Source organism: Roseobacter weihaiensis (assembly GCF_020622345.1).
GTDB classification, from domain to species: domain Bacteria; phylum Pseudomonadota; class Alphaproteobacteria; order Rhodobacterales; family Rhodobacteraceae; genus Roseobacter; species Roseobacter weihaiensis.
Map to the genome: position 1 here is coordinate 1 of NZ_JACNMO010000043.1, position 20,659 is coordinate 20,659.

At 61.3% G+C, this 20,659-nt stretch carries 24 protein-coding genes; 16 read left to right on the forward strand and 8 right to left on the reverse strand.

Annotated elements, in window-relative coordinates; translation table 11 throughout:
* Positions 1-1,583: conjugal transfer protein TraG (locus H7847_RS25500; protein WP_227272347.1), on the forward strand; the 1,583-nt coding region annotated here is incomplete at its 5' end.
* A gap of 10 nt (positions 1,584-1,593) precedes the next feature.
* Positions 1,594-1,746, forward strand: a complete 153-nt coding sequence (locus H7847_RS25505) for a ribbon-helix-helix domain-containing protein (protein WP_227272349.1) — start codon at positions 1,594-1,596, stop codon at positions 1,744-1,746.
* Positions 1,747-1,976: 230 nt separating this feature from the next.
* Here H7847_RS25505 and H7847_RS25510 read toward each other — a convergent pair whose 3' ends face one another.
* Complete coding sequence (locus tag H7847_RS25510) at positions 1,977-2,360, reverse strand: RidA family protein (RefSeq protein WP_227272351.1); 384 nt, start codon at positions 2,358-2,360, stop codon at positions 1,977-1,979.
* 121 nt (positions 2,361-2,481) lie between these two features.
* On the opposite strand from H7847_RS25510, the gene H7847_RS25515 reads away from it, so the two are divergent.
* From H7847_RS25515 to H7847_RS25570, 12 genes are all read left to right on the forward strand, one after another.
* The gene (locus H7847_RS25515; RefSeq protein WP_227272353.1) at positions 2,482-2,958 is read left to right on the forward strand and encodes an Lrp/AsnC family transcriptional regulator; all 477 of its coding nucleotides are present in this window, start codon (positions 2,482-2,484) and stop codon (positions 2,956-2,958) included.
* 245 nt (positions 2,959-3,203) lie between these two features.
* Entirely contained in the window at positions 3,204-4,139 is a 936-nt protein-coding gene (trbB, locus tag H7847_RS25520) for a P-type conjugative transfer ATPase TrbB (protein ID WP_264479726.1), read from the forward strand.
* Positions 4,136-4,468, forward strand: a complete 333-nt coding sequence (locus H7847_RS25525) for a TrbC/VirB2 family protein (protein ID WP_406676041.1) — start codon at positions 4,136-4,138, stop codon at positions 4,466-4,468. The genes trbB and H7847_RS25525 overlap by 4 nt, the downstream gene beginning before the upstream one ends.
* Entirely contained in the window at positions 4,465-4,734 is a 270-nt protein-coding gene (locus H7847_RS25530) for a VirB3 family type IV secretion system protein (RefSeq protein WP_081533694.1), read from the forward strand. The genes H7847_RS25525 and H7847_RS25530 overlap by 4 nt, the downstream gene beginning before the upstream one ends.
* Before the next feature lie 4 nt (positions 4,735-4,738).
* On the forward strand, positions 4,739-7,237 hold the full coding sequence (trbE, locus tag H7847_RS25535) for a conjugal transfer protein TrbE (RefSeq protein ID WP_227272357.1): 2,499 nt from the start codon (positions 4,739-4,741) through the stop codon (positions 7,235-7,237).
* Positions 7,215-7,994, forward strand: a complete 780-nt coding sequence (gene trbJ, locus H7847_RS25540; protein WP_227272358.1) for a P-type conjugative transfer protein TrbJ — start codon at positions 7,215-7,217, stop codon at positions 7,992-7,994. Before trbE ends, trbJ begins: the two co-directional genes overlap by 23 nt.
* A gap of 6 nt (positions 7,995-8,000) precedes the next feature.
* On the forward strand, positions 8,001-8,279 hold the full coding sequence (gene trbK-alt, locus H7847_RS25545; RefSeq protein WP_227272359.1) for a putative entry exclusion protein TrbK-alt: 279 nt from the start codon (positions 8,001-8,003) through the stop codon (positions 8,277-8,279).
* A gap of 3 nt (positions 8,280-8,282) precedes the next feature.
* A complete protein-coding gene (gene trbL / locus H7847_RS25550) occupies positions 8,283-9,572 on the forward strand; it encodes a P-type conjugative transfer protein TrbL (protein WP_227272360.1) in 1,290 nt (429 codons plus the stop codon).
* Positions 9,566-10,255: a conjugal transfer protein TrbF gene (trbF, locus tag H7847_RS25555; RefSeq protein ID WP_227272384.1), complete on the forward strand. Its 690-nt coding sequence runs from the start codon at positions 9,566-9,568 to the stop codon at positions 10,253-10,255. The genes trbL and trbF overlap by 7 nt, the downstream gene beginning before the upstream one ends.
* Entirely contained in the window at positions 10,252-11,310 is a 1,059-nt protein-coding gene (trbG, locus tag H7847_RS25560) for a P-type conjugative transfer protein TrbG (RefSeq protein ID WP_227272361.1), read from the forward strand. The genes trbF and trbG overlap by 4 nt, the downstream gene beginning before the upstream one ends.
* 3 nt (positions 11,311-11,313) lie before the next feature.
* Complete coding sequence (locus tag H7847_RS25565; RefSeq protein WP_227272362.1) at positions 11,314-12,537, forward strand: TrbI/VirB10 family protein; 1,224 nt, start codon at positions 11,314-11,316, stop codon at positions 12,535-12,537.
* Positions 12,534-12,794 carry a DUF2274 domain-containing protein gene (locus H7847_RS25570; protein WP_227272363.1) on the forward strand — a complete coding sequence of 87 codons (261 nt, stop codon included), beginning with the start codon at positions 12,534-12,536 and terminating at the stop codon, positions 12,792-12,794. The genes H7847_RS25565 and H7847_RS25570 overlap by 4 nt, the downstream gene beginning before the upstream one ends.
* Here the strand turns inward: H7847_RS25570 and H7847_RS25575 are convergent, their stop codons facing one another.
* The 7 genes from H7847_RS25575 to H7847_RS25605 all read right to left on the reverse strand — a co-directional run bounded on the left by H7847_RS25575 (position 12,795) and on the right by H7847_RS25605 (position 18,483).
* Positions 12,795-13,700: a LysR family transcriptional regulator gene (locus tag H7847_RS25575; protein WP_227272364.1), complete on the reverse strand. Its 906-nt coding sequence runs from the start codon at positions 13,698-13,700 to the stop codon at positions 12,795-12,797.
* 4 nt (positions 13,701-13,704) lie between these two features.
* Positions 13,705-14,739: a glutathione S-transferase family protein gene (locus H7847_RS25580; protein ID WP_227272365.1), complete on the reverse strand. Its 1,035-nt coding sequence runs from the start codon at positions 14,737-14,739 to the stop codon at positions 13,705-13,707.
* Between the two features lie 19 nt (positions 14,740-14,758).
* The gene (locus H7847_RS25585) at positions 14,759-15,220 is read right to left on the reverse strand and encodes an SgcJ/EcaC family oxidoreductase (RefSeq protein WP_227272367.1); all 462 of its coding nucleotides are present in this window, start codon (positions 15,218-15,220) and stop codon (positions 14,759-14,761) included.
* Positions 15,221-15,234: 14 nt separating this feature from the next.
* Positions 15,235-15,945, reverse strand: coding sequence for an SDR family NAD(P)-dependent oxidoreductase (locus H7847_RS25590; RefSeq protein ID WP_227272369.1), 711 nt, complete (start codon positions 15,943-15,945; stop codon positions 15,235-15,237).
* A 39-nt stretch (positions 15,946-15,984) separates the two neighbouring features.
* Positions 15,985-16,551, reverse strand: a complete 567-nt coding sequence (locus H7847_RS25595; RefSeq protein WP_227272370.1) for a DUF924 family protein — start codon at positions 16,549-16,551, stop codon at positions 15,985-15,987.
* A 60-nt stretch (positions 16,552-16,611) separates the two neighbouring features.
* Positions 16,612-17,496, reverse strand: coding sequence for an NmrA/HSCARG family protein (locus tag H7847_RS25600; protein WP_227272373.1), 885 nt, complete (start codon positions 17,494-17,496; stop codon positions 16,612-16,614).
* Between the two features lie 114 nt (positions 17,497-17,610).
* A complete protein-coding gene (locus tag H7847_RS25605) occupies positions 17,611-18,483 on the reverse strand; it encodes a LysR family transcriptional regulator (RefSeq protein WP_227272375.1) in 873 nt (290 codons plus the stop codon).
* Positions 18,484-18,668: 185 nt separating this feature from the next.
* Here H7847_RS25605 and H7847_RS25610 point away from each other — a divergent pair, with 185 nt between their 5' ends.
* Positions 18,669-19,841: an MFS transporter gene (locus tag H7847_RS25610; protein ID WP_227272377.1), complete on the forward strand. Its 1,173-nt coding sequence runs from the start codon at positions 18,669-18,671 to the stop codon at positions 19,839-19,841.
* 51 nt (positions 19,842-19,892) lie between these two features.
* Positions 19,893-20,195: a hypothetical protein gene (locus H7847_RS25615; protein WP_227272379.1), complete on the forward strand. Its 303-nt coding sequence runs from the start codon at positions 19,893-19,895 to the stop codon at positions 20,193-20,195.
* Positions 20,196-20,659: the final 464 nt, after the last annotated feature.

The window sequence follows — 20,659 nt, forward strand, 5'->3', positions numbered from 1 at the left end:
TCGGGCGCTACCAGTCCCGCTATCTTCGACACGATGGTCCCGAGCATGTGCTCTGCTTCGCGCCGACGCGGTCCGGCAAAGGGGTTGGGCTGGTTGTGCCCTCATTGTTGACCTGGCCGGGCTCGGCCATCGTCCACGATATCAAGGGCGAGAACTGGCAGCTCACGGCGAACTACCGTTCGCGATTTAGCCGGGTGCTGCTGTTCGATCCGACCGATCCGAACTCGGCCGCCTACAATCCGTTGCTCGAAGTGCGCCGCGGCGACAGTGAAGTGCGCGACGTGCAAAACGTCGCCGACATCCTCGTCGATCCCGAAGGCCTGCTCGAACGGCGGAACCATTGGGAGAAGACGAGCCACTCGCTGCTGGTCGGCGCGATCCTGCATGTGCTCTATGCCGAAGCGGACAAGACCCTCGCTGGCGTCGCGGCGTTTCTCTCCGATCCGAAGCGACCCATCGAGTCGACGTTGGCGGCGATGATGCGCACGCCGCATCTGGGAGATCACCCGCATCCAGTCGTCGCGCAGGCCGCGCGCGAACTTCTGAACAAGTCGGAGAACGAGCGATCCGGTGTGCTCTCGACCGCGATGAGTTTCCTCGGGCTCTATCGCGATCCTGTCGTCGCCAAGGTCACAAGGCTTTGCGACTGGCGGATCGACGATTTGGTGACCGGCGACAAGCCGGTGACGCTATACCTCGTCGTCCCACCCTCGGACATCTCGCGGACCAAGCCGCTGATCCGGCTCGTGCTCAATCAGATCGGACGGAGGCTGACCGAAGATCTCCACGCAAAGCGCAGCCACCGTATGCTGCTTATGCTCGACGAGTTCCCGGCGCTCGGGCGCCTCGACTTCTTCGAGAGCCAGCTCGCCTTCATGGCAGGTTACGGGATCAAGGCGTTCCTTATCGCGCAGTCGCTCAACCAGATCGAAAAGGCCTACGGGCAGAACAACGCGATCCTCGACAATTGCCATGTGCGGGTCGCTTTCGCGACCAATGACGAGCGCACCGCCAAGCGGGTGTCGGACGCCCTCGGCACCGCCACCGAGATGCGGGCGATGAAGAACTATGCCGGGCATCGGCTGTCACCCTGGCTCGGGCATCTGATGGTGTCTCGTCAGGAGACCGCGCGACCGCTGCTCACGCCCGGAGAGATGATGCAGCTCCCGCCGACGGACGAGATCGTCCTCGTCTCCGGCGCGCCGCCGGTCCGCGCAGAGAAGGCGCGCTACTACACCGATCCCCAGTTCAAGGCTCGGATTGCGCCGCCGCCGGATCGCACCGCCAGCGATGACTCAGTTAGCAGCACGGCAGACGATTGGAGCGGCTGCGAACCGATCGCTGCGCCGCCACCGAAGAAGCGAAAGTCAACAACGGACGACACCGATGGTGGTGTCCGTCGCGAACCTGACTTGCCGGAACATGAAGACATCGCGCCCGAACCGGCTCCGGCACGCAGCGAGTTCGCCGATCTTGATGACGAACCGGAGGACGATGCGCAGCGGGCCAAGGCCATGCGCGACCGGTTCGGCACCGTCGCGCGGCAAGCCTCGCTCGATCCCGATGACGGGATTGAGCTATAAGGCGTCCGTGATGAAGAAGGAGCGGCTGAATGTGTATTTCGACCCGTCACTCAGTGCGGAGCTTGACGCACTGGCAGCGCGCCGGAAAGTCTCGAAGTCGCAAATCGTGGAAGCGGCGCTCGCGATGTTTCCGTCGGCAATGAGGCTGTCGCACTGTTCGTGAGGTTCTGGCTGACCACAACGCCACCGCTGCCGGACGAAATGCGCGAGGCCGCTCAGGCTTCAGGCAAAGATCGGTATGGCGGTTTTGTAGAGACGCTCGGGCGTCGACTGGCAAAAGGGAATACGCTGACGAAAGAGGTTTCAGACGACGTGTCTTCATGGAACAATGAATGACCAGTTAGAGCCCATTTTCACGAACGCTGCGAGACGAACGAATGTCTGCTCACGAGCTTAGGCCACCGCGATTGCCTCGATTTCCAAGAGCCAATTTTCGTCGAAGATTTCACAAACAATTACAGTCAATGCAGGTTCTCGCTCGCCCAGGATTTCTTTTCTGACAAGTGAATTTTCCGCGCGGTACGCTCGGTCGCCGAGGAAGGTTGTGTGCTTGACTATGTTGTCCAGTCCCATATCGGCGGCACGGAGCTGTGCCTCCACGTTCGCCCAAGCTTGGCGGGCCTGATCGCTGAAGCCTTCCGGGACAATACCGTCTGGCGAGACCGGTATTTGCCCGCTGATGTAAACGGTGCGCTTAGCATCTGTCACCTCTATTGCTTGAGAGTACTTTGACTTCAAGTCGTGGCTATCTGGGGCATTGATCTTGCGAATATTCATAAACATCCTCACTACTGTGTTCCGTATGAAGTTACGAAGTAGTGGCGATGTTTGGAACTCAATTTCATATATTTGGCTAATTTAAGAATGACATTCACCTGCGATGCAAGGAGAGCCCGCTTTGGACACTTTTGACAGAAAGATATTAAGCGCCCTGATCGAAGATGCCGAGATGTCTTACGAAGTGTTGGGGCAGCGGGTCGGGCTTTCGCCTCCTGCCGCTCACGCCCGAGTGAAAAAATTGCGTGAGAGCGGTGCGATTGAACACTCAACCCTTAAGATCGATCCTGTTAAAGTTGGCAAACCCTTACTCGCCTTCGTTTTTGTCGATTTCGCAGGTTGGGGAAAGTCCAGAAAGCTCATGCAAATCGATCAGTTCCCCGAGGTCGAGGAAATCCACTCTGTGGCGGGCGATAGTGGCTTGCTAATCAAGGTCAGAACACGCGACGCGCACGCTTTGGAGCTGTTTTTGGCGAAGCTTTATGAAAATTCAGGTGTGCAAACTACAAAAAGCTACATCGTTCTCTCGACATTTCTGGAAAGAGGGACACAGGCCAACGCGACCGGAGATTGGGAAGTCGATTTGTTGCCTGGGTGAACAAGCGGTCATTGGCGCAACTGCAGCGAAAGCTCACTTTTCCTGCACTCCATACATCCGCCGTCGATGACGAGAGTGGACCGAACACGCCATACCCTGCCTATCCACGCCACCGCCCTACTACGCCCTCAAACCTGTTGCGAATGATCTCTTAGCGGTCTTCTTGATCGATCCCGTAACCAGATGCGGGGCCGCGAATGACCGTCCACACTCTCAAATCAGCAGCGATCGAGCGCGGTTCCCGCATGCTCCGCACGGCGCTCGGCGCCGACATCGCGGCCTGGCTCGACGAAGACGCCGTCGTCGAAGTGATGCTCAATCCCTGTGGTCGCCTGTGGGTCGACCGGCTCGGCGAAGGCCTCTGCGATACAGGAACTGGACTTTCGCCCGACGACGGAGAGCGGATCGTTCGCCTTGTCGCCCATCATGTCGGCGCAGAAGTCCATGCCGACGCTCCGCGGGTTTCGGCCGAGCTTCCCGGAACCGGCGAACGCTTCGAGGGACTTCTTCCGCCTGTCGTCGCAGCGCCGACCTTCGCAATCCGCAAACCTGCCGTCGCTGTCTTCACCCTCGCCGATTATGTCCGGGCCGGGATCATGGACGAGGTCGCAGCCAACACGCTGCGCGAAGCCTTCGCGTCCCGCGCCAACATCCTGGTCGCGGGCGGCACATCGACCGGCAAGACCACACTGACCAACGCGCTGCTCGCCGAAGTGGCTAAGACCTCAGACCGTGTCGTCCTCATCGAAGACACGCGCGAGCTGCAGTGCACGACGCCCAATCTAGTCGCGCTCCGCACCAAGGACGGCGTCGCGACGCTGTCCGATCTCGTGCGCTCGTCCCTGCGCCTTCGCCCGGATCGTATCCCCATCGGTGAGGTGCGCGGGTCCGAAGCGCTCGATCTCCTCAAGGCCTGGGGCACGGGCCATCCCGGCGGGATCGGCACCATCCACGCGGGCTCGGCCATCGGCGCGCTGCGTCGCCTCGAACAGCTGATCCAGGAAGCCGTAGTTACCGTCCCGCGGGCGCTGATCGCGGAGACCATCGACGTGCTCGCCGTCCTGCAAGGGCGCGGCTCTGACCGCCGCCTCGCCGAACTTGCGCGCGTCACAGGCCTGACCGCAGCCGGCGACTATGCGCTCGAAACCATTCTCAGCAGCCCGAAAGGAAACACGCCATGACCCGAATGCTTCAACTCTACCCGCGCTTGCCGATCTACGCGTCGGCGCTCGCGATCGGCTTCCTGCTCGCCGCAGGACAGGCCGAGGCCGCAGGGTCCGGCATGCCTTGGGAAGCCCCGCTTCAGGCGATCCTCGAGTCCATCGAAGGCCCGGTCGCCAAGATCGTCGCGGTCATGATCATCATCATCACCGGCCTGACGCTCGCGTTTGGCGACACGTCCGGTGGCGCGCGCCGGCTCGTGCAGATCGTCTTCGGTCTGTCGATCGCCTTCGCCGCATCGAGCTTCTTCCTGTCCTTCTTCTCCTTCGGCGGTGGTGCTCTCGTATGAGCGATCCCACCGACATCCCCGGCTTCACCGCGCCCGTGCATCGCGCCCTCACCGAGCCAATCCTCTTGGGTGGCGCGCCGCGCACCATCGCCATCGCGAATGGCACAATAGCGGCCGCCGTGGGCCTTGGGCTGCGGCTCTGGCTGGTCGGGCTCGCCCTCTGGGCCATCGGGCACATGCTGGCGGTCTATGCCGCCAAGCGCGACGCGCAGATCGCCGATGTCGCGCGCCGTCACCTCCGCTACCCGACCTGGATGGGAGTGTGAGGAGATGATGCGCCTCGCCGAATACCGCTCCAAAGCTGCGCTGCTCGCCGACTTCCTGCCCTGGGCTGCGCTCATCGCCAAAGGTGTCATTCTCAACAAGGATGGCAGTTTCCAGCGCACGGCGCGGTTTCGCGGTCCCGATCTCGACTCGGCGACACCCGCCGAGCTGATCGCAACCTCGGCGCGCCTCAACAGCGCCTTGCGTCGCCTCGGCTCAGGCTGGGCGGTTTTCGTCGAAGCGCAGCGCATACCGGCGCGAGACTACCCGCTGTCGGAGTTTCCCGATCCAGTATCCGCACTGGTCGATGCCGAACGGCGCGCCCAGTTCGAAGAAGCCTCGTCCCATTATGAGAGCCGCTACTTCCTGACGCTGACGTGGATGTCGCCTGCGGATGATACGAGCCGGGCGAGTGGCTGGCTGTTCGAAGACGCACCGACCAAAGGCGCCAATCCCAAAGAACACCTCGCGGCATTCCGCTCACGCTCAGACCGGCTGCTCGATCTGTTCGAAGGTTTCATGCCCAAGGCAGCTTGGCTCGATAACGCGGAGACGCTCACCTATCTGCACTCGACGATCTCGACACGAGCGCAGACGGTCCGCGTGCCCGAGACACCGATGCATCTCGACGCCTATCTGGCGGACGAGCCGCTGGTCGCCGGTCTCGCACCGAAGCTCGGCGAGGCGCATCTCCGCACGCTCTCGATCGTCGGCTTCCCGACATCGACCTGGCCGGGACTTCTCGACGAACTCAACGCGCAGGCTTTCGAATATCGCTGGGCGACGCGCGCCATCTGTCTCGACAAGACCGATGCCACGAAACTCTTCACCCGCATCAGGCGCCAATGGTTCGCCAAGCGCAAATCGGTCGCGGCGATCCTGAAAGAGGTAATGACCAACGAGGCATCGACGCTCCTGGATTCGGATGCCGACAACAAAGCGCTCGATGCCGATGAAGCGCTGCAGGAACTCGGCTCCGACATCGTCGGCGCGGCTTATGTCACCGCGACGATCACTGTCTGGGATGAGAACGAGCGGGCGGTGGACGCCAAGATCAAGCTCGCCGAGAAGGTCGTCCAAGGCCGCGACTTCACCTGCATCCCGGAAACACTGAACGCCGTCGAAGCCTGGCTCGGCTCGCTACCCGGGCATCTCTACGCCAATGTCCGACAACCGCCGATCTCCACGCTCAACCTCGCGCATATGATCCCGATCTCGGCGGTTTGGGCAGGCCCCGCGCGGAACGAACATCTGGACGGTCCTCCGCTTTTCTACGCCGAGACGCAAGGCGCGACGCCGTTCCGCTTCTCGACCCATGTGGGCGATGTCGGTCATACACTCATGGTCGGACCCACCGGCGCGGGCAAATCTGTCCTGCTCGCTCTCATGGCGCTGCAATTCCGGCGCTATGAGGACGCGCAGATCTTCGCGTTCGATTTCGGCGGATCGATCCGCTGCGCGACGATGGCCTGCGGCGGAGACTGGCAAGATCTCGGGCTCGCACTGTCCGACGAAGACGACGCGGTCCAGCTGCAACCGCTCGCGCGGATCGATGATGCGGCCGAACGCAGCTGGGCGCAGGACTGGCTCGCCGGATTGCTCGCCCGAGAAAGGGTCACCATCGATCCGGTCGCGCGCGACCATCTTTGGTCGGCGCTGACCTCGCTTGCATCGGCGCCCATCGAAGAACGAACACTCACGGGCCTGTCGGTCCTCCTGCAATCGAACGATCTCAAACGCGCCATGGCCCCGTTCTGCCTCGGCGGCCCCTTCGGCCGCTTGCTCGATGCGGAAAGCGAGCATCTCGGCACCGCCGACTTCCAGGCCTTCGAGACCGAAGGGCTGATCGGCTCCGCTGCTGCGCCCGCCGTACTCGCCTATCTCTTTCACCGGATCGAAGCGCGGCTCGATGGACGCCCGAGCCTCATCATCGTCGATGAAGGCTGGCTTGCCTTGGACGACGCCACTTTCGGCTCGCAGCTGCGCGAATGGTTGAAGACGCTGCGCAAGAAGAACGCCAGCGTCATCTTCGCCACCCAGTCGCTGGCCGATATCGACGGCTCCGACATCGCGCCCGCCATCGTCGAGAGCTGCCCGACCCGCATCTTCCTGCCCAACGAACGCGCCTTCGAGCCGCAGATCGCCGCGACCTATCGCAGCTTCGGGCTCAACGACCGCCAGATCGAGATCATCGCAAGGGCGACGCCCAAGCGCGACTATTACTGCCAGTCGCGCCGCGGCAACCGGCTCTTCGCGCTCGGCCTCGGCGAGGTCGCGCTGGCCTTCACCGCGGCGTCTTCCAAATCCGATCACGCCGCCATCGACGCGATCCTCGAAGAGCATGGGCGTGACGGTTTTGCCGCCGCCTGGCTCGCCCGTCGCGATCTCAACTGGGCCACCGAACTGCTCGGACCTTCGGACGACGTGATCGAGGCCACCCCATCCGCAACCCCAGAGTCCAACGACGACAAGGAGAAGACCGATGTTCAAGACCAACACAAGTAAACTCGCAGGGCGCGCCGCCGCGGCCCTGTTGCTGTCGAGCGCGATCGCGATGACCCCCGCGACCGCGCCGCCCGCTCACGCATTCTTCGGCGGCGGGTTCGGTGGGATCGTCTACGACCCAACCAATCACGCCGAGAACCTGCTGACCGCCGCCCGAACGCTGGAGCAGATCAATAACCAGATCGCCCAGCTCCAGAACGAGGCGCAGATGCTGGTCAATCAGGCCCGCAATCTCGCGAGCCTGCCATATTCCTCGCTGTCGCAACTGCAATCTTCGGTGCAGCAGACGCAGCAGCTGTTGGGCGAGGCGCAGCGCATCGCCCATGACGTGGCGACGATCGACGAAGCCTTCACCCGGGATTACGGCGCGGCCGCCGCGCGGGGCGATTTCGACGACATGATCGCGGGCGCACAGGACCGGTGGCGCACGTCCGTCGCCGGGTTCGAGGATGCGCTCAAAGTCCAGGCTGGCGTCGTCGGCAATATCGAGACCGCGCGCGCCGAGATGCAGACGCTCGTCGGCCGCAGCCAGGCCGCGACGGGTGCCTTGCAGGCGACCCAGGCTGGCAACCAGCTCCTCGCACTGCAGAGCCAGCAGATCTCCGACCTGACCGCCGCCATTGCCGCGCAGAACCGCGCGCAATCGCTGGAAGCCGCGCGGATTGCGACGGCCGAAGCGCAAGCGCGAGAAAACCTCGGCCGCTTTCTCGACTACGGCTCCGGCTACGAGCCGACGACCGTGCGGATGTTTCGGTAGGCCGCGATGAAGCTGACCGCCGAGACCACGCTAAAAGCCATCGCCATCGCTTTGGGCGCTATCGCCGCGCTCATGGCGGCGATGGAACTCCAACGCGCCCTTGAAGAGGAGCGTGCGGCCGAACCGGCGGCGGTGGTTTCGGACGATCCATTGCGCGAGACCTTGCTGCGCTGTCGCACGCTCTCGCCGGAAGCGCTCGGAGCCGACACCGAGTGTCAAGCCGCATGGGAGGAGAACCGCCGCCGGTTCTTCGGCACGTCCAGCAACAATTCGGGCACGGAGTAGGTCATGGACGGCGTCGGCGTCATCGATCGGTTCCTAGAGGTCTTCACGACCTATATCGACAGTGGGTTCGGTCTACTCGGCGGCGATGTCGCCTTCCTCGCGACCACGCTCATCGTCATCGACGTCACGCTCGCCGCGCTCTTCTGGGCCTGGGGCGCGGATGACGACATCATCGGGCGGCTCGTCAAGAAGACGCTCTTCGTCGGCATCTTCGCCTACATCATCAGCAACTGGAACGCGCTCGCACGCATCGTCTTCGAGAGCTTCGCAGGGCTGGGCCTTGTCGCCACCGGCGGCGCGATCGGTGCGGGCGAGCTTTTACAGCCAGGACGCATCGCGGCCGTCGGGCTGGAAGCCGGGCAGCCGATCCTGGAATCCGTCGCCGACCTGATGGGCTTCGTCGCCTTCTTCGACAACTTCATCCAGATCATGATCCTGCTCTTCGCCTGGGTCGTGGTGCTGCTGTCCTTCTTCATCCTCGCGATCCAGCTCTTCGTGACCCTTATCGAGTTCAAGCTGGCAACGCTGGCGGGTTTCATCCTTGTACCCTTCGGTCTCTTCAACAAGACCGCCTTCATGGCAGAGCGCGTCCTCGGCCTCGTCATCTCCTCGGGCGTCAAGGTGCTCGTGCTCGCTGTGATCGTCGGGATCGGATCGACGATCTTCAGCGAATTCACCACCGGCTTCGTCGGCGAACCGACCATCGGTGACGCAATGGCCGTCGTGCTGGCGGCCCTCTCCATTCTCGCGCTTGGCATTTTCGGCCCCGGCGTTGCCAATGGGATCGTTTCCGGCGGTCCGCAACTTGGCGCGGGCACCGCCGTCGGTGCTGGCCTAGCCGCAGGCGGTGTCGTCGCTGGAGGTCTTGCAGGCGCTAAGATCGCTGGAGCCGCTGGTGGAGCCGCGTTGCGCGGTGGTTCGGCGGTCGCGGGAGGTGCCTCCACCGCGTTCCAGATCGGCGCCGCGTCCGGATCAACAACCGCCGGAAAAGCTGCCAGCGGATTGGCGGCAGTTGGACAGGCTGGTGCATCCGCCGCCGCCAGTCCGCTCAAGCGCGCAGTTGGTGACAGCTACCGTTCGGGTTCGCGCGCCGCTTTTGAGGCCACCGGTGGCAAGTTCAGCAATTCCCCGGCCAACATGCCGACCCCTGCCAATGACGGTCCGCCCGCCTGGGCGCGTCGCATGAAGCGCCAGCAATCAGTGCACCACGGCGCCATGACCACCGCCCACGCCCTGCGCGCAGGCGACGGCGGCGGCGCGGGCACGGCCATCAGCCTTTCGGAGAGATCATGAGATTCAAGCGACCTAGCGTGCGATACGCCAAGACTCCTGAACCCGTAACACCATACCAAAAAGCCGCTCAGGTATGGGACGAGCGCATGGGTTCCGCCCGCGTCCAGGCCCGCAACTGGCGGTTCATGGCTCTGGGATGCCTCGCCACGACCGCGACCTTCGGCCTCGCGCTCGTCTGGCAATCCACACAAGGCACCATCGTGCCTTACGTGGTCGAGGTGGATCGCTTGGGCGCGGCGCAGGCCGTCGCCCCCGCCACCGCCAACTACCGCCCCGCCGATCCTCAGATCGCTTTCCACCTCGCGCGATTTATCGAGAACGTGCGCCAAGTGCCGGCCGATCCCATCGTCCTGCGCGAGAACTGGCTGCGCGCCTATGACTTTGCCACCGATCGCGGCGCCGTCGCCCTCAACGACTTCGCCCGCGAGAACGACCCCTTCGCCCGCGTCGGCGAAGTTCAGATCGCCGCCGAGATCTCCAGCGTCATCCGCGCCTCAGACTCGAGCTTCCGCGTCGCTTGGATCGAACGCCGCTACGTCAACGGACAACTTGCCGGAACCGAACGCTGGACCGGCATCCTTTCCGTTGTCGTCCAGCCGCCGCGCGACGCCGACCGCCTCCGCAAGAACCCCCTCGGCGTCTTCGTCCACGCCATCAACTGGTCACGGGAGAACGCCCAATGAGTGATTGCATCACACGCCAAATCTGCATGCCAATCAAACTGTCCATCACCACTTTGCTCGCAACTTCGATGCTTGCCGGCTGCGCCACCTTCAAGCCGCCCGAGATCAGCTACGATGACCCGGTCGCCGCGACGCTGGTCGCCGAACCGGCGCGGCCTGTTCGGATCGTCGAGACACCCGAACCATTGCCGCTGCCGGGCCAGCTCATGCGGGTCGATGCCGATGATCGTCCGGCAGAAGCGACGGAACCAACTGAGCGGGTGACCAGCGCCAACGCGGCGGCCCGGATCGAACCGGTACGCGACGGCTTCATCAACGCCGTCCAGCTCTATCCCTACAGTTCTGGCGCGCTCTATCAGGTTTACACGTCGCCTGGACAGGTTACGGACATCGCCTTGCAGCCGGGCGAAAGCCTTGTCGGGTCCGGCCCGATCGCGGCAGGCGATACCGCGCGCTGGATCATCGGCGACACCGAGAGCGGATCCGGCGACAGCCGTCGCATCCATGTGCTGGTCAAACCGACCCGGCCCGATCTCGTCACCAATCTCGTCATCAACACGGATCGGCGGACCTATCACCTCGAACTGCGCGCGACGCCGCAGGCCTACATGGCCTCCGTCTCCTGGCAATATCCCGAAGACGAGCTCATCGCCTTGCGCCGCCAGAACGGTCGCGCCGAGGCCAGCCTTCCAATCGGGCGCAATGTCGATCTCGACGACCTCAACTTCCGCTACCGCATCACCGGCGACCGTGCACCTTGGCGGCCGCGCCGCGCCTTCGATGACGGGCGGCAGGTCTTCATCGAGTTCCCGCGCGGGATCGGCCAGGGTGAAATGCCGCCGCTCTTCGTGATCGGACCGGAAGGGGACGGACAGCTCGTCAATTACCGCATCCGTCGCAACTACATGATCGTCGACCGCCTCTTCGCCGCCGCCGAACTGCGTCTCGGAGACCGCCAGCGCGTCGTCCGGATCGTGCGGACGGATGGGGTCCAGCGTTCTGCGCAACGCGAGGAACGCGTGGTTTCCGCGTGGCGTCCAGATGAGGACCGGTGAGTCATGACCGGGAAAGAAGATCAGCAACCGGACGAACCCCGCGAGGACGCGCCGCGCAGCGAACAGGACATCGCCAGGGAACTCCGCCTGCGCCCCGATCCGCCACGGGTCATGCGGCTCTCGCGCAAGGCGATCACCGTTCTCGCCGTCGCAGGCGGGCTCGGCATCGGCGCGATCCTGATCGTCGCCTTGCAGGGTTCCGATTCAAGCGATGGGCCTTCAGAACTCTTCTCGACGGAACGTGTCCAGGAGGCCGAGGGCCTTTTGGGTCTGCCGCGCGACTACGCTTCGATCCCGCAGCTCGGGCCGCCGCTTCCGGGCGAACTGGGGCGGCCGGTTCTGTCTGCGCAGCGACGGGGTGAGCCGGTGCCCGTCGTGCCCGCGACGGGTCCAGCGGTCGATCCGGAAGAACAGTTGCGCTTGCAGGAGGCCGAAGCCGCACGGCTCGCGACACTCTTTGCCGACGCAAGGTCGAGTGGCGCAGGTGCGGCGCGCCCACAGGCTCCACCGGTCGCAGCCCCGAGCGCCGGCTTGCAAGGGCTGTTCCCGGCATCTGCCGGGCAGTTACGGCAACCCGATAGGACGGAACGGCAAGAAGCCTTCCTGGATCGGGAAGTCGACCGAAGGACGACTGCTGCGGATCGACTGCAGGCTCCTCCGAGCCCATACGTTCTGCAAGCAGGATCCGTCATCGAAGCAGCTCTCCTGACCGGGCTGCGCTCCGACCTTCCCGGGCAGATCACGGCTCAGGTCACCGCTAATGTCTATGACAGCCCAACCGGGCAATTCCTGCTCATCCCACAGGGTGCGCGCCTTCTCGGCGAATATGACAGCCGCGTGGAAACAGGTCAGCGTCGTGTCCTCTTGGCGTGGACCCGGTTGATACTCCCAGACGGACGCTCCATCGTGCTCGAACGCCAGCCCGGTACTGATCAGGCGGGATATGCGGGCCTCGAAGACGGTGTGGACAATCACTGGGGCCAGCTGTTCCGTGCCGCCGGGCTCGCCACGATTCTCAATATCGGCCTCGAGATCGGCGAGGATGGCGGCGATGAGATTGCCGACGCTATCCGGGACGGCACCCAAGACACGATTGGGCGAGCCGGCGAGGCGATCGTTCAACGGCAGTTGAACATTCCGCCGACGCTCACCATCCGGCCAGGGTTTCCCGTACGCGTGATGGTAACCCGCGATCTGATCCTCGAACCCCAAGGAAGCGCACGATGAGCAAGCTAAAACTCGGCGACATCCGCGACGACAAGCCAGTCAAGCTCACAGTCGAACTGCCCGCGCAAGTGCATCGCGACTTAACGGTCTACGCAGAGATTCTTGGCGCCGAGAGCGGGAGTAAACTCGAACCCGTAAAGCTGATCGCGCCGATGCTGGAACGGTTCATGAAGACCGATCGAGAATTTGTGAAGGCCAGACGCATTCGGCAACAATTGAGAAAACCGACTTCCCAACCCGGCTCGGATACAACCTAATCAATGGCAAAGTCTAAGATCGAGGTCGTGAACCATGACACGCACCAAGCTTAGCATCCGTCGCCAAGCTGGATTATCGTTCACGGGAGACCAAACGGCTGAGAAATACAGGATCTCATCGTCCAGCCTTCGATGAACGACGCCCGGAAATTGAGCCGCGATCGCCGACTCATTTGTTACGGTAATGCCTAGGCCAAAAGAAACGAGCTGCATCAGATTTCCTCGGCCCACGCAGTAGTGGTCAATCTTTGGACGCGCATCTAGTTCGGCAAGCCGCTCAACAATGAGGCTGTTAGTGTCGATCCCCGATTCATTCCGACTTACGACGAACCGCTCTTCTTGTAAGTCATTCCAACTCAGCACTTCATGTCGAGCTAGCCGGTGACCCTCTTGCAATGTCACGAAAATGCGCTCTTTCCAGAGTTGGACACTGTCGCAACCCTGGATAGACGGCGTATCGGCTATAAAGGCAACGTCGAGTTTTCGCAGTCTGACTGCCGCGAGATGGTTTTTCGGGATTCCTTCGATGATATCGATAGCGACTTTGCGATGCTGACTTGCGTACTCTCGTAGCAGTTCGGCAAGAAATCCCGCCGCCAGTGATGACGATATTCCTATCCTTACTTGGCCCTCCTCTCCGCGACCGACACAGCCCACGTAAGCTTTTGCGAAAGACACCTCGTTCAACGCTCGCCGTGCATGTCGGACAAACTTTCTGCCGGCAACCGTCAGAACCACACCACCTGAATGACGGTTAAAAAGCGAAGCGCCCAAGGCATCTTCAAGGTCTCGAATGCGACGGCTGATAGCAGACTGATTGACACCCACAGCTTCAGCCGCGCCACGAAAGCTCTGATGTTCCGCAGCTTCGACGACATACTGTAGCTGTTTCAGTTCGATCGCCACCACACTATCCAGAACTGCTTTCAGGTCTACGCTGGATCGTCGGCGCTCGGTCGTCGGAAGCGTCCGCCCCGCGATAGCGAACTCCAAAAACTGAGGATGGGTCAGGTCCGATCGCGACGACACGACTTGGATTGATCCAAGTGTGACTGGCGTAGTAGTGCGGAACGATGTGATCGAGACGCACCGTTTCCGAAACCCCTGGCTCCCGATAAAGTCCGCGAAGCCAGCGCGTGAGGTTCGGATAATCGACCATGCGGCGACGGTTGCACTTGAAGTGGCCGTGATAGACATGGTCAAACCGGACCATCGATGTGAACAACCGCCAGTCCGCTTCCGTCATGCGGTCCCCGACCAGATAGCGCTGTGCCTTCAGCAATTCTTCCAGCTCGTCGAGCAATTCGAACAGATTGGTGACTGCGCTCTCATAGGCGGACTGGGCTGTGGCGAAGCCAGCTTCGTAAACACCATTGTTTACGGCGGCGAACACGCGATCATTCATCTTGTCGATCTCGCCGCGCAGCTGTTCAGGATAGAAATCAGCGGTGCTACCGGTGAGGCCGTCAAAAGCTGAGTTCAGCATTCGAATGATTTCAGCGCTTTCATTCGAGACGATGCATTCTGTTTTCCTGTCCCACAGAACGGGGACCGTCACCCGCCCCGATGCCTTTCGATCGGACTCGACGTAAACGTCGCGCAGGTATTGTTTGCCGAGCACCTGATCGCCAGTGGTCCCCGAGACATCCTGCTCGAAGGTCCAGCTTTCCTCGCCTAGAAAGGGTGAAACGACGGAAACGCCGATATGAGACTGGAGGTCCTTCAGAACCCGAAAGATCAGCGTGCGATGCGCCCAAGGGCAGGCATAAGACACATAAAGATGGTAGCGCCCGCTTTCGGCGGCGAAACCTCCGACACCTGACGGACCTGGCGAGCCGTCGGCGGTCACCCAGTTCCGGAACTTAGAAGTCGAGCGTTGAAACGCGCCATCGACGACCTCCTGGTCGCCATCTGGATGCCATTCACCCTCGATTAGAATGCCCATCGCATTGCCTCGCACATTGTCAGGATTGGTAGGAAGCGGGTCGAAAGCCGGCCGCATCGTTGAGATGCGTGTCAGCGCCTTCGACCCGGTCGGTATTTTGGCAACTCAAGATGCGGAAACCGCCACTGGGTTGGCGCTGGGCAACGATGGAAATGACCGCGACACGCTGACCCGCCGTCTCTCCGTCCTGGCCGGTCTGCCCGTCGAGGGTCGAGAGAGTGTGAACGACTTTCACATCTGGACCGAGCGAACGTGTCTTGAGTTCCGTGATCTCGACCCGCGCGTTCTGAAAGATGCGCCGAAACCCATACTCGTGCGCTTTTCGAATGGCGCGCCGGTTTGACCACCAGAAACCGACCACGTTGACGAAATCGGCATCTTCCACGAACACGTTGGCCAGCTTGTCGAGATCCTGCTCGTTCCAGGCATCGAAGAAGGCCCTGGCAACGGCCTCACCGCTTTCGAAGACGTGCTCTGTCATCTCGTTACTCGTTTCTAGAATGTCTCGACCCAGGGGCGCAGATCGAATTCCTGCGTCCAGGCACTGCGATGCTGGCTGTGGATCTGGAAATAGCTTTCAGCGATCTCGTTTGGCGAAAGCGAACTGTCCTTCGCATCCGCGTCGCTACCCGCCATGCTTTCGTTTTCACCAATGCCCCCGTCGATGATGGCGTGAGCCACATGAATGCCCTTGGGACCAAGCTCACGCGCCAAGGACTGGCTGAGCGCCCGCTGCGCGAACTTTGCCATGGCGAAGGCCGACATGTTGGCCGACCCTCTCAGCGCGGCAGTCGCGCCGGTGAAGAGGATCGATCCGGTCTCGTCCGCATCCAGCATCGCCTGGGCCGACGCCTTGGAGACGAGGAACGCGCCCAGCGCAGTGACGCGCCAGCATGTCTCGACGTCCTCTGCGCTCAGCTTGTCGACCGTCCCGAGCGTCCAGGCACCCGCATTGAAGATGGTCGCCGTCGGAACACCGTGGTCTTCGACGATGCGCTGCACAGCACCCTCGACGTTGTCCTGTTTCGCCACATCGCATCGATAGGCGGTGGCACGTTCGGCAAGACCGTTATCGGACAAAAGACTGGTGAGCCGGTCGTCGTCTCGCGCCAGCGCCGCAACGTGATAGCCGCCATCTGCAAATCGCTTGACCAGAGCCAATCCGAGGCCCGGGCCGACCCCGGCGATGATTGCCGTCTTACTCATGAACGTCTCCATCAATGGTTTTCGAGAGGTCAACCCAAGTCACGCCGCGGTGTCTTTAACCGACAGGAAGGCAAGTTCCTCAGGAGTGCTTTCGCGGCCCAGGACCGCATTTCGATGCGGGAACCGACCGAACCGCGCGATGATGTCGAGGTGGTGCCGTGCAGGCGCGATCCCATGGTCCGGACCATGCATTTCGTAGAGATCGAGACATCGGCGCTGATCTTCCAACACCTCGCTGTGCATGAAGGGCAGATACAAGAAGGTACGCCAATCGTCCGGCCGATAGGTCTTCAACCAGATGTCGTCGCCCATGCGCAGCGCGGTCCCGGCCAACGACAAAGCTTCGGCATCGCTTGCGTACGCCTGCCGATCGCCAGCATGAATGTTGCGGCTGAACTGATCGAGAACGATTACAAGCGCGAGGCGCCCTTCGATCGTGTCCTTCCAGCCATCGAGGCCTCCGGAGGATGCATCGTCCAGAGCTTGACCGAAACGCTCCCTGACCTGAGTGTTAAACTCCTCGCCTCCGGCAAACCATTTTTCCGACATGCCAGTGGCGAACCAGAACCCCAAAATGTCTTCGGGCATCTGAGGCTTGACCGCCATTTTGCACCCTCCTTAAATTCTATGTCCTTATGGATGGACGAGACGGCTTGGTAATCCCAGTTAGCTGCGTTCGCCCCAGCCAGCGTTTTTGAGGTAGGTTTCGAAGTCGGTGATCTCGCCCAGCCACTGGCGCAGGTTCTGCGGTGTGCCGTCCATGCCGAGTTCGTCGAACGACTTGAACATCAGCATGAGCTCTTCGCCCATTGCTTGCTCAGCTTCTTCGTAAGAGGTCCGCCGATACTCCACATCCCGGCCCAAAACTCGACCGAGGGTCTCCGCGACCTCCGTCATTGTCGAGATATCAGCGGTGATCGGCGCGGCTTTGTTTGCCCAGAAGCCGGGCTGTTCGAATGCGAGGACGACCATTCTGCCGATATCATCGCATGCGATCTGCGCGTAGGGCATCTCCGGTCGCATCGGGTAGTGGATCGCTCCGGACTCTTCGATGCTTTCGCGCTCCCATTCCCAATTGTCCATGAAGGCCGCAGGGCGGAAGACAGTCCAAGGTTTGCCTGAGTTGCGAATCTCCGTCTCGATGATCCACTTGCTGTCGAGGTGCGGAACACCGGTATTGCGGTCCATGGTGGACGCGCCCGTGTAGACGATATGTTCAACATCGGAGGCGGCTGCCGCGGCAGTCAGGTTTTTACCCTGTCTCACTTCAGCTTCAACGCCGGCCTCCAGGAAGTCCTGAACGGAGTAGAGGCCTGCTGCGCCTTTCAACGCTTCGTCAAGCGACGCTCGATCCTCAAGATCGGCCTGAACCAACTCCGCCCCCTTTTGCGCCAGCGCTTGGGCGGCAGGCTTGTCGGGGCTGCGGGTCAACGCCCGCACCGCATGCCCGTTCTGGAGAAGATGGTGCGCGACCGCGCCCCCTTGCTTGCCCGTCGCTCCCGCGACGACGATGGGACGGTCGTAAATTTTGGGTTTTGATTTTTTCAACATCAGTTCGAACTCCTGCCTCTTCAGCGTTGCTGTGAAGATGGAGTGTCGTTTCAATGTTGTATAGGTAACGAAATGCGCACCCGATGCGCATCTGTGCTACAAGTTAAGCTGCACTCAACTCACTGTTTCGCGGCGTGAGCGCACGACTTCCAATACTGCCTGAACCTTGGAGCTGCGATGCAGGTCCACATGCGTCACTGCCCAAACGGGCTCGTGCCAAGATGCATCGGGTTCAACCACCGATCTTAGCGAGCCAAGATGAGCTTTCTCTTGCGGGAGAAAGCCGATGCCGACACCTGCGGAAACGGCATCGTAGGTGCTCGCCACGTTACTACATCGAACGAGAATTCTGTCGTCGGGGACGTTCTCATCCAGCCAATCGAAATACGGTGGACGCGGCGCAGTCGCGTCAGGCCCTACAAAGATGTGCTGGGCGAACTCGTCCGGCGTTTCAGGAATGCCATGCCGGGCGACGTAAGTTGGAGCTGCGTATAGGCCCATCTCGATCGTCGCCACCTTCAAGACGACATTGTCGGGGTGATCGGGTTTACGACCAATGCGGAACGCGATGGCCGCTTCTCCATATTCGAGCTTCAGAACACGGTCGCTGCTGACGATGTTGACCAACAGCGAAGGGTGCCGAATCCGCACTTCGTCGATGATCGGCATGACAAACGGCACGAGAACATCGAGCGCCGTTACAACGATTTCACCCGCGATCTCGTCAGAGGAGCCCCGTGCGATCCGTTGCAATTCGCCGAACTGGGCATCTGTTGCGTCGGCGATGCGCAGAAGCGCAATGCCGAGTTCCGTTGGAGTGAAGCCGCGCGCGTGTCGCTGAAACAGTTTGGCTCCCAAGTCGGCTTCGACAGAGTCTACGTGACGAGTGACAGTAGCGCGATGGATTCCCAAGGCGTCCGAGGCCGCACTTATGGTGCCGAGGCGCGCGACCATCGCAGCTGACTTCAACTCGTTCCAGTCGTCCAAGGCTCTTCCCGCAAATTCCATATGACGCACCAATGCGCACTCTATGCGCATAACAAGCTCTTATGCTACAAAATTATAGCGCGTAGAACTCAATCTGCAAACCACTCTGGACATCAGATCAAGCTGGCGAGCGCTGAGTGCCAGTAGTCCGAGCATCGTTGAATAGAGCCGTCCAAGGAAAAGAAATGCCCCGCGCTATCTACATTCTCGCTCTTGCCGCCTTTGTCGTCGGAACGCAGAGCTACGTATTTTCGGGGTTGCTTGCCGATCTGGCAGACGATCTGGGAGTCTCCGTCGGGACAGCAGGGCAGTTGCTGACTGCCTTCGCCGTCACAAGCGCCTTCGCAGCGCCACTTGTGGTATCAGCCCTCTCCAGCTTCGAGCGCAAGAAGGTCCTGATGGTGTCCCTCGCTGGCGTCGGCATCGTTAACCTGGCGACCGCCATTTTGCCGGTCTTCGAAGCATTCATGGTTGCTCGGATTGTCGTCGCGATCGTTTCCGCGGCAGTCATGCCAATGGCCGGTGCCATTGGCGCGAGCTTGGTCGCCCCGGCACGCCAGGGTCAGGCCCTCGGTATCATTCTCGCAGGCCTGACGGTTGCATTCATTGCAGGCGTACCCCTCGGAACGGTCGTGGGCGGAGCCTTCGGATGGAGGGCCACATTTGTCTTCGCCGCAGCAGTCGCTTTCGCCGTTATACCCGCCATCGCATTCGCCATTCCAACGACGCCGCCAGAGAAGCAGGCACCGAAGGCAGACTGGTCCGTCCTTCGACGTCCTGTCGTGCAACTGGGTTTGTTCCTGATCGGCATGTCGTTTATCGCCGCCTATCCGGTGATCGCGTTCATCGGTCCGATCATCACGGAGCTGACGGGCTTCGAAGGGGCGGGCATCGGTGCGATGCAGACGGCGATCGGCATCGGCTCGATCCTAGGGCTGATTGTCGGCGGCTTCCTTGCCGACAAGCGCGATTTTCTTCCGAACATGCGCGTGATGTATCTCGGCCTCGCATTTGCGCTTGTCTTGTGGACTGCCGCCTTTGCCTTCGGCACGGCGGGCAGCATCGCAACGATTGCCGCGACGGCCCTCATCATCGTCGCGACTTCGGCGGCTCTGATCGCACCATCCCCGGCGATAGAAAAGGCACTCGTTCAGGCCGATCCGGCGCAAAGCTCGCTGACCTTGGCGATGAACACATCGGTCATCTACCTCGGCCAGGGGATTGGAGCGGCTCTTGGTGGTTTTGTCGTTGGCAGCTTCGGCTTCGCGGCATTGGGCGTCGTCGGCGGCGCCATCGCCCTCGTCGCCTTCATCGTTGCCCTCTTGGCCGGAAGTTCACGCGATCAGGGTGCGCGCTGATGCGACACATGATGCGCGTCTGATCGCCTTTTCCTCCCTCGAAGAGCCCCAATGTCGGATGCCCGGCATCGAAGAGGCTCGCCCATGTCCCTAGAGAATGACCGACACAAGGCCGCCCGCCGCAGCAAGTTTCTCGGATGCACGGTCGCCCTCTCGGTTCTGATCATTATGGTGATGTTCGCGATCGTGGCGATCGTGTTCGACGATCTGTCCGGGCATGTATGGCTCGCCCTGTTTCTTGGGGCTGCCGGGTCGCTGGGGATGAGCGTGTTCTTGTTTGCCGTTACCTATCACTCGCGTCAGAGCGATGAAGAACACCAGCCCGATTTCACGAAACGAAACAGAGATAAATAGCGTCCACGGAAGTCCGCAGGCCTCAGCTTCTCCAACGTTGTGCCATCGGTAAGGTCGTGGCTTTCGGCGCATTTGCCGTCAGCAATTTGCGCGTGTGACGCTGTCCTGCATTCGACCCCCCACAATGCTCACGGCCATCAAAAACGAGTGCTTTCCTGCATCATCAAGAAGTAAGGCTCAGATTCCGTCAGTCGTCTCAACGCCAGCGGTCGTGGTTTCAGAAATAGCCACGTAAGCACCGCGTAAGCACAATTACCGAATGAGTGGAAACTCCTAAGGTGCTGATTTTATGAAGAAAATTGGCGCACCCGAGAGGATTCGAACCTCTGGCCTCCGCCTTCGGAGCTGGTCAAATGGCCTTTCCGAATTGCACGATAGAGCACGCCAGAGCACGATAACTACCTGAAATACATTGATTTTCACAACCCGTACTCCGAAGTCTCTATCCGACAATACGCCTTGAT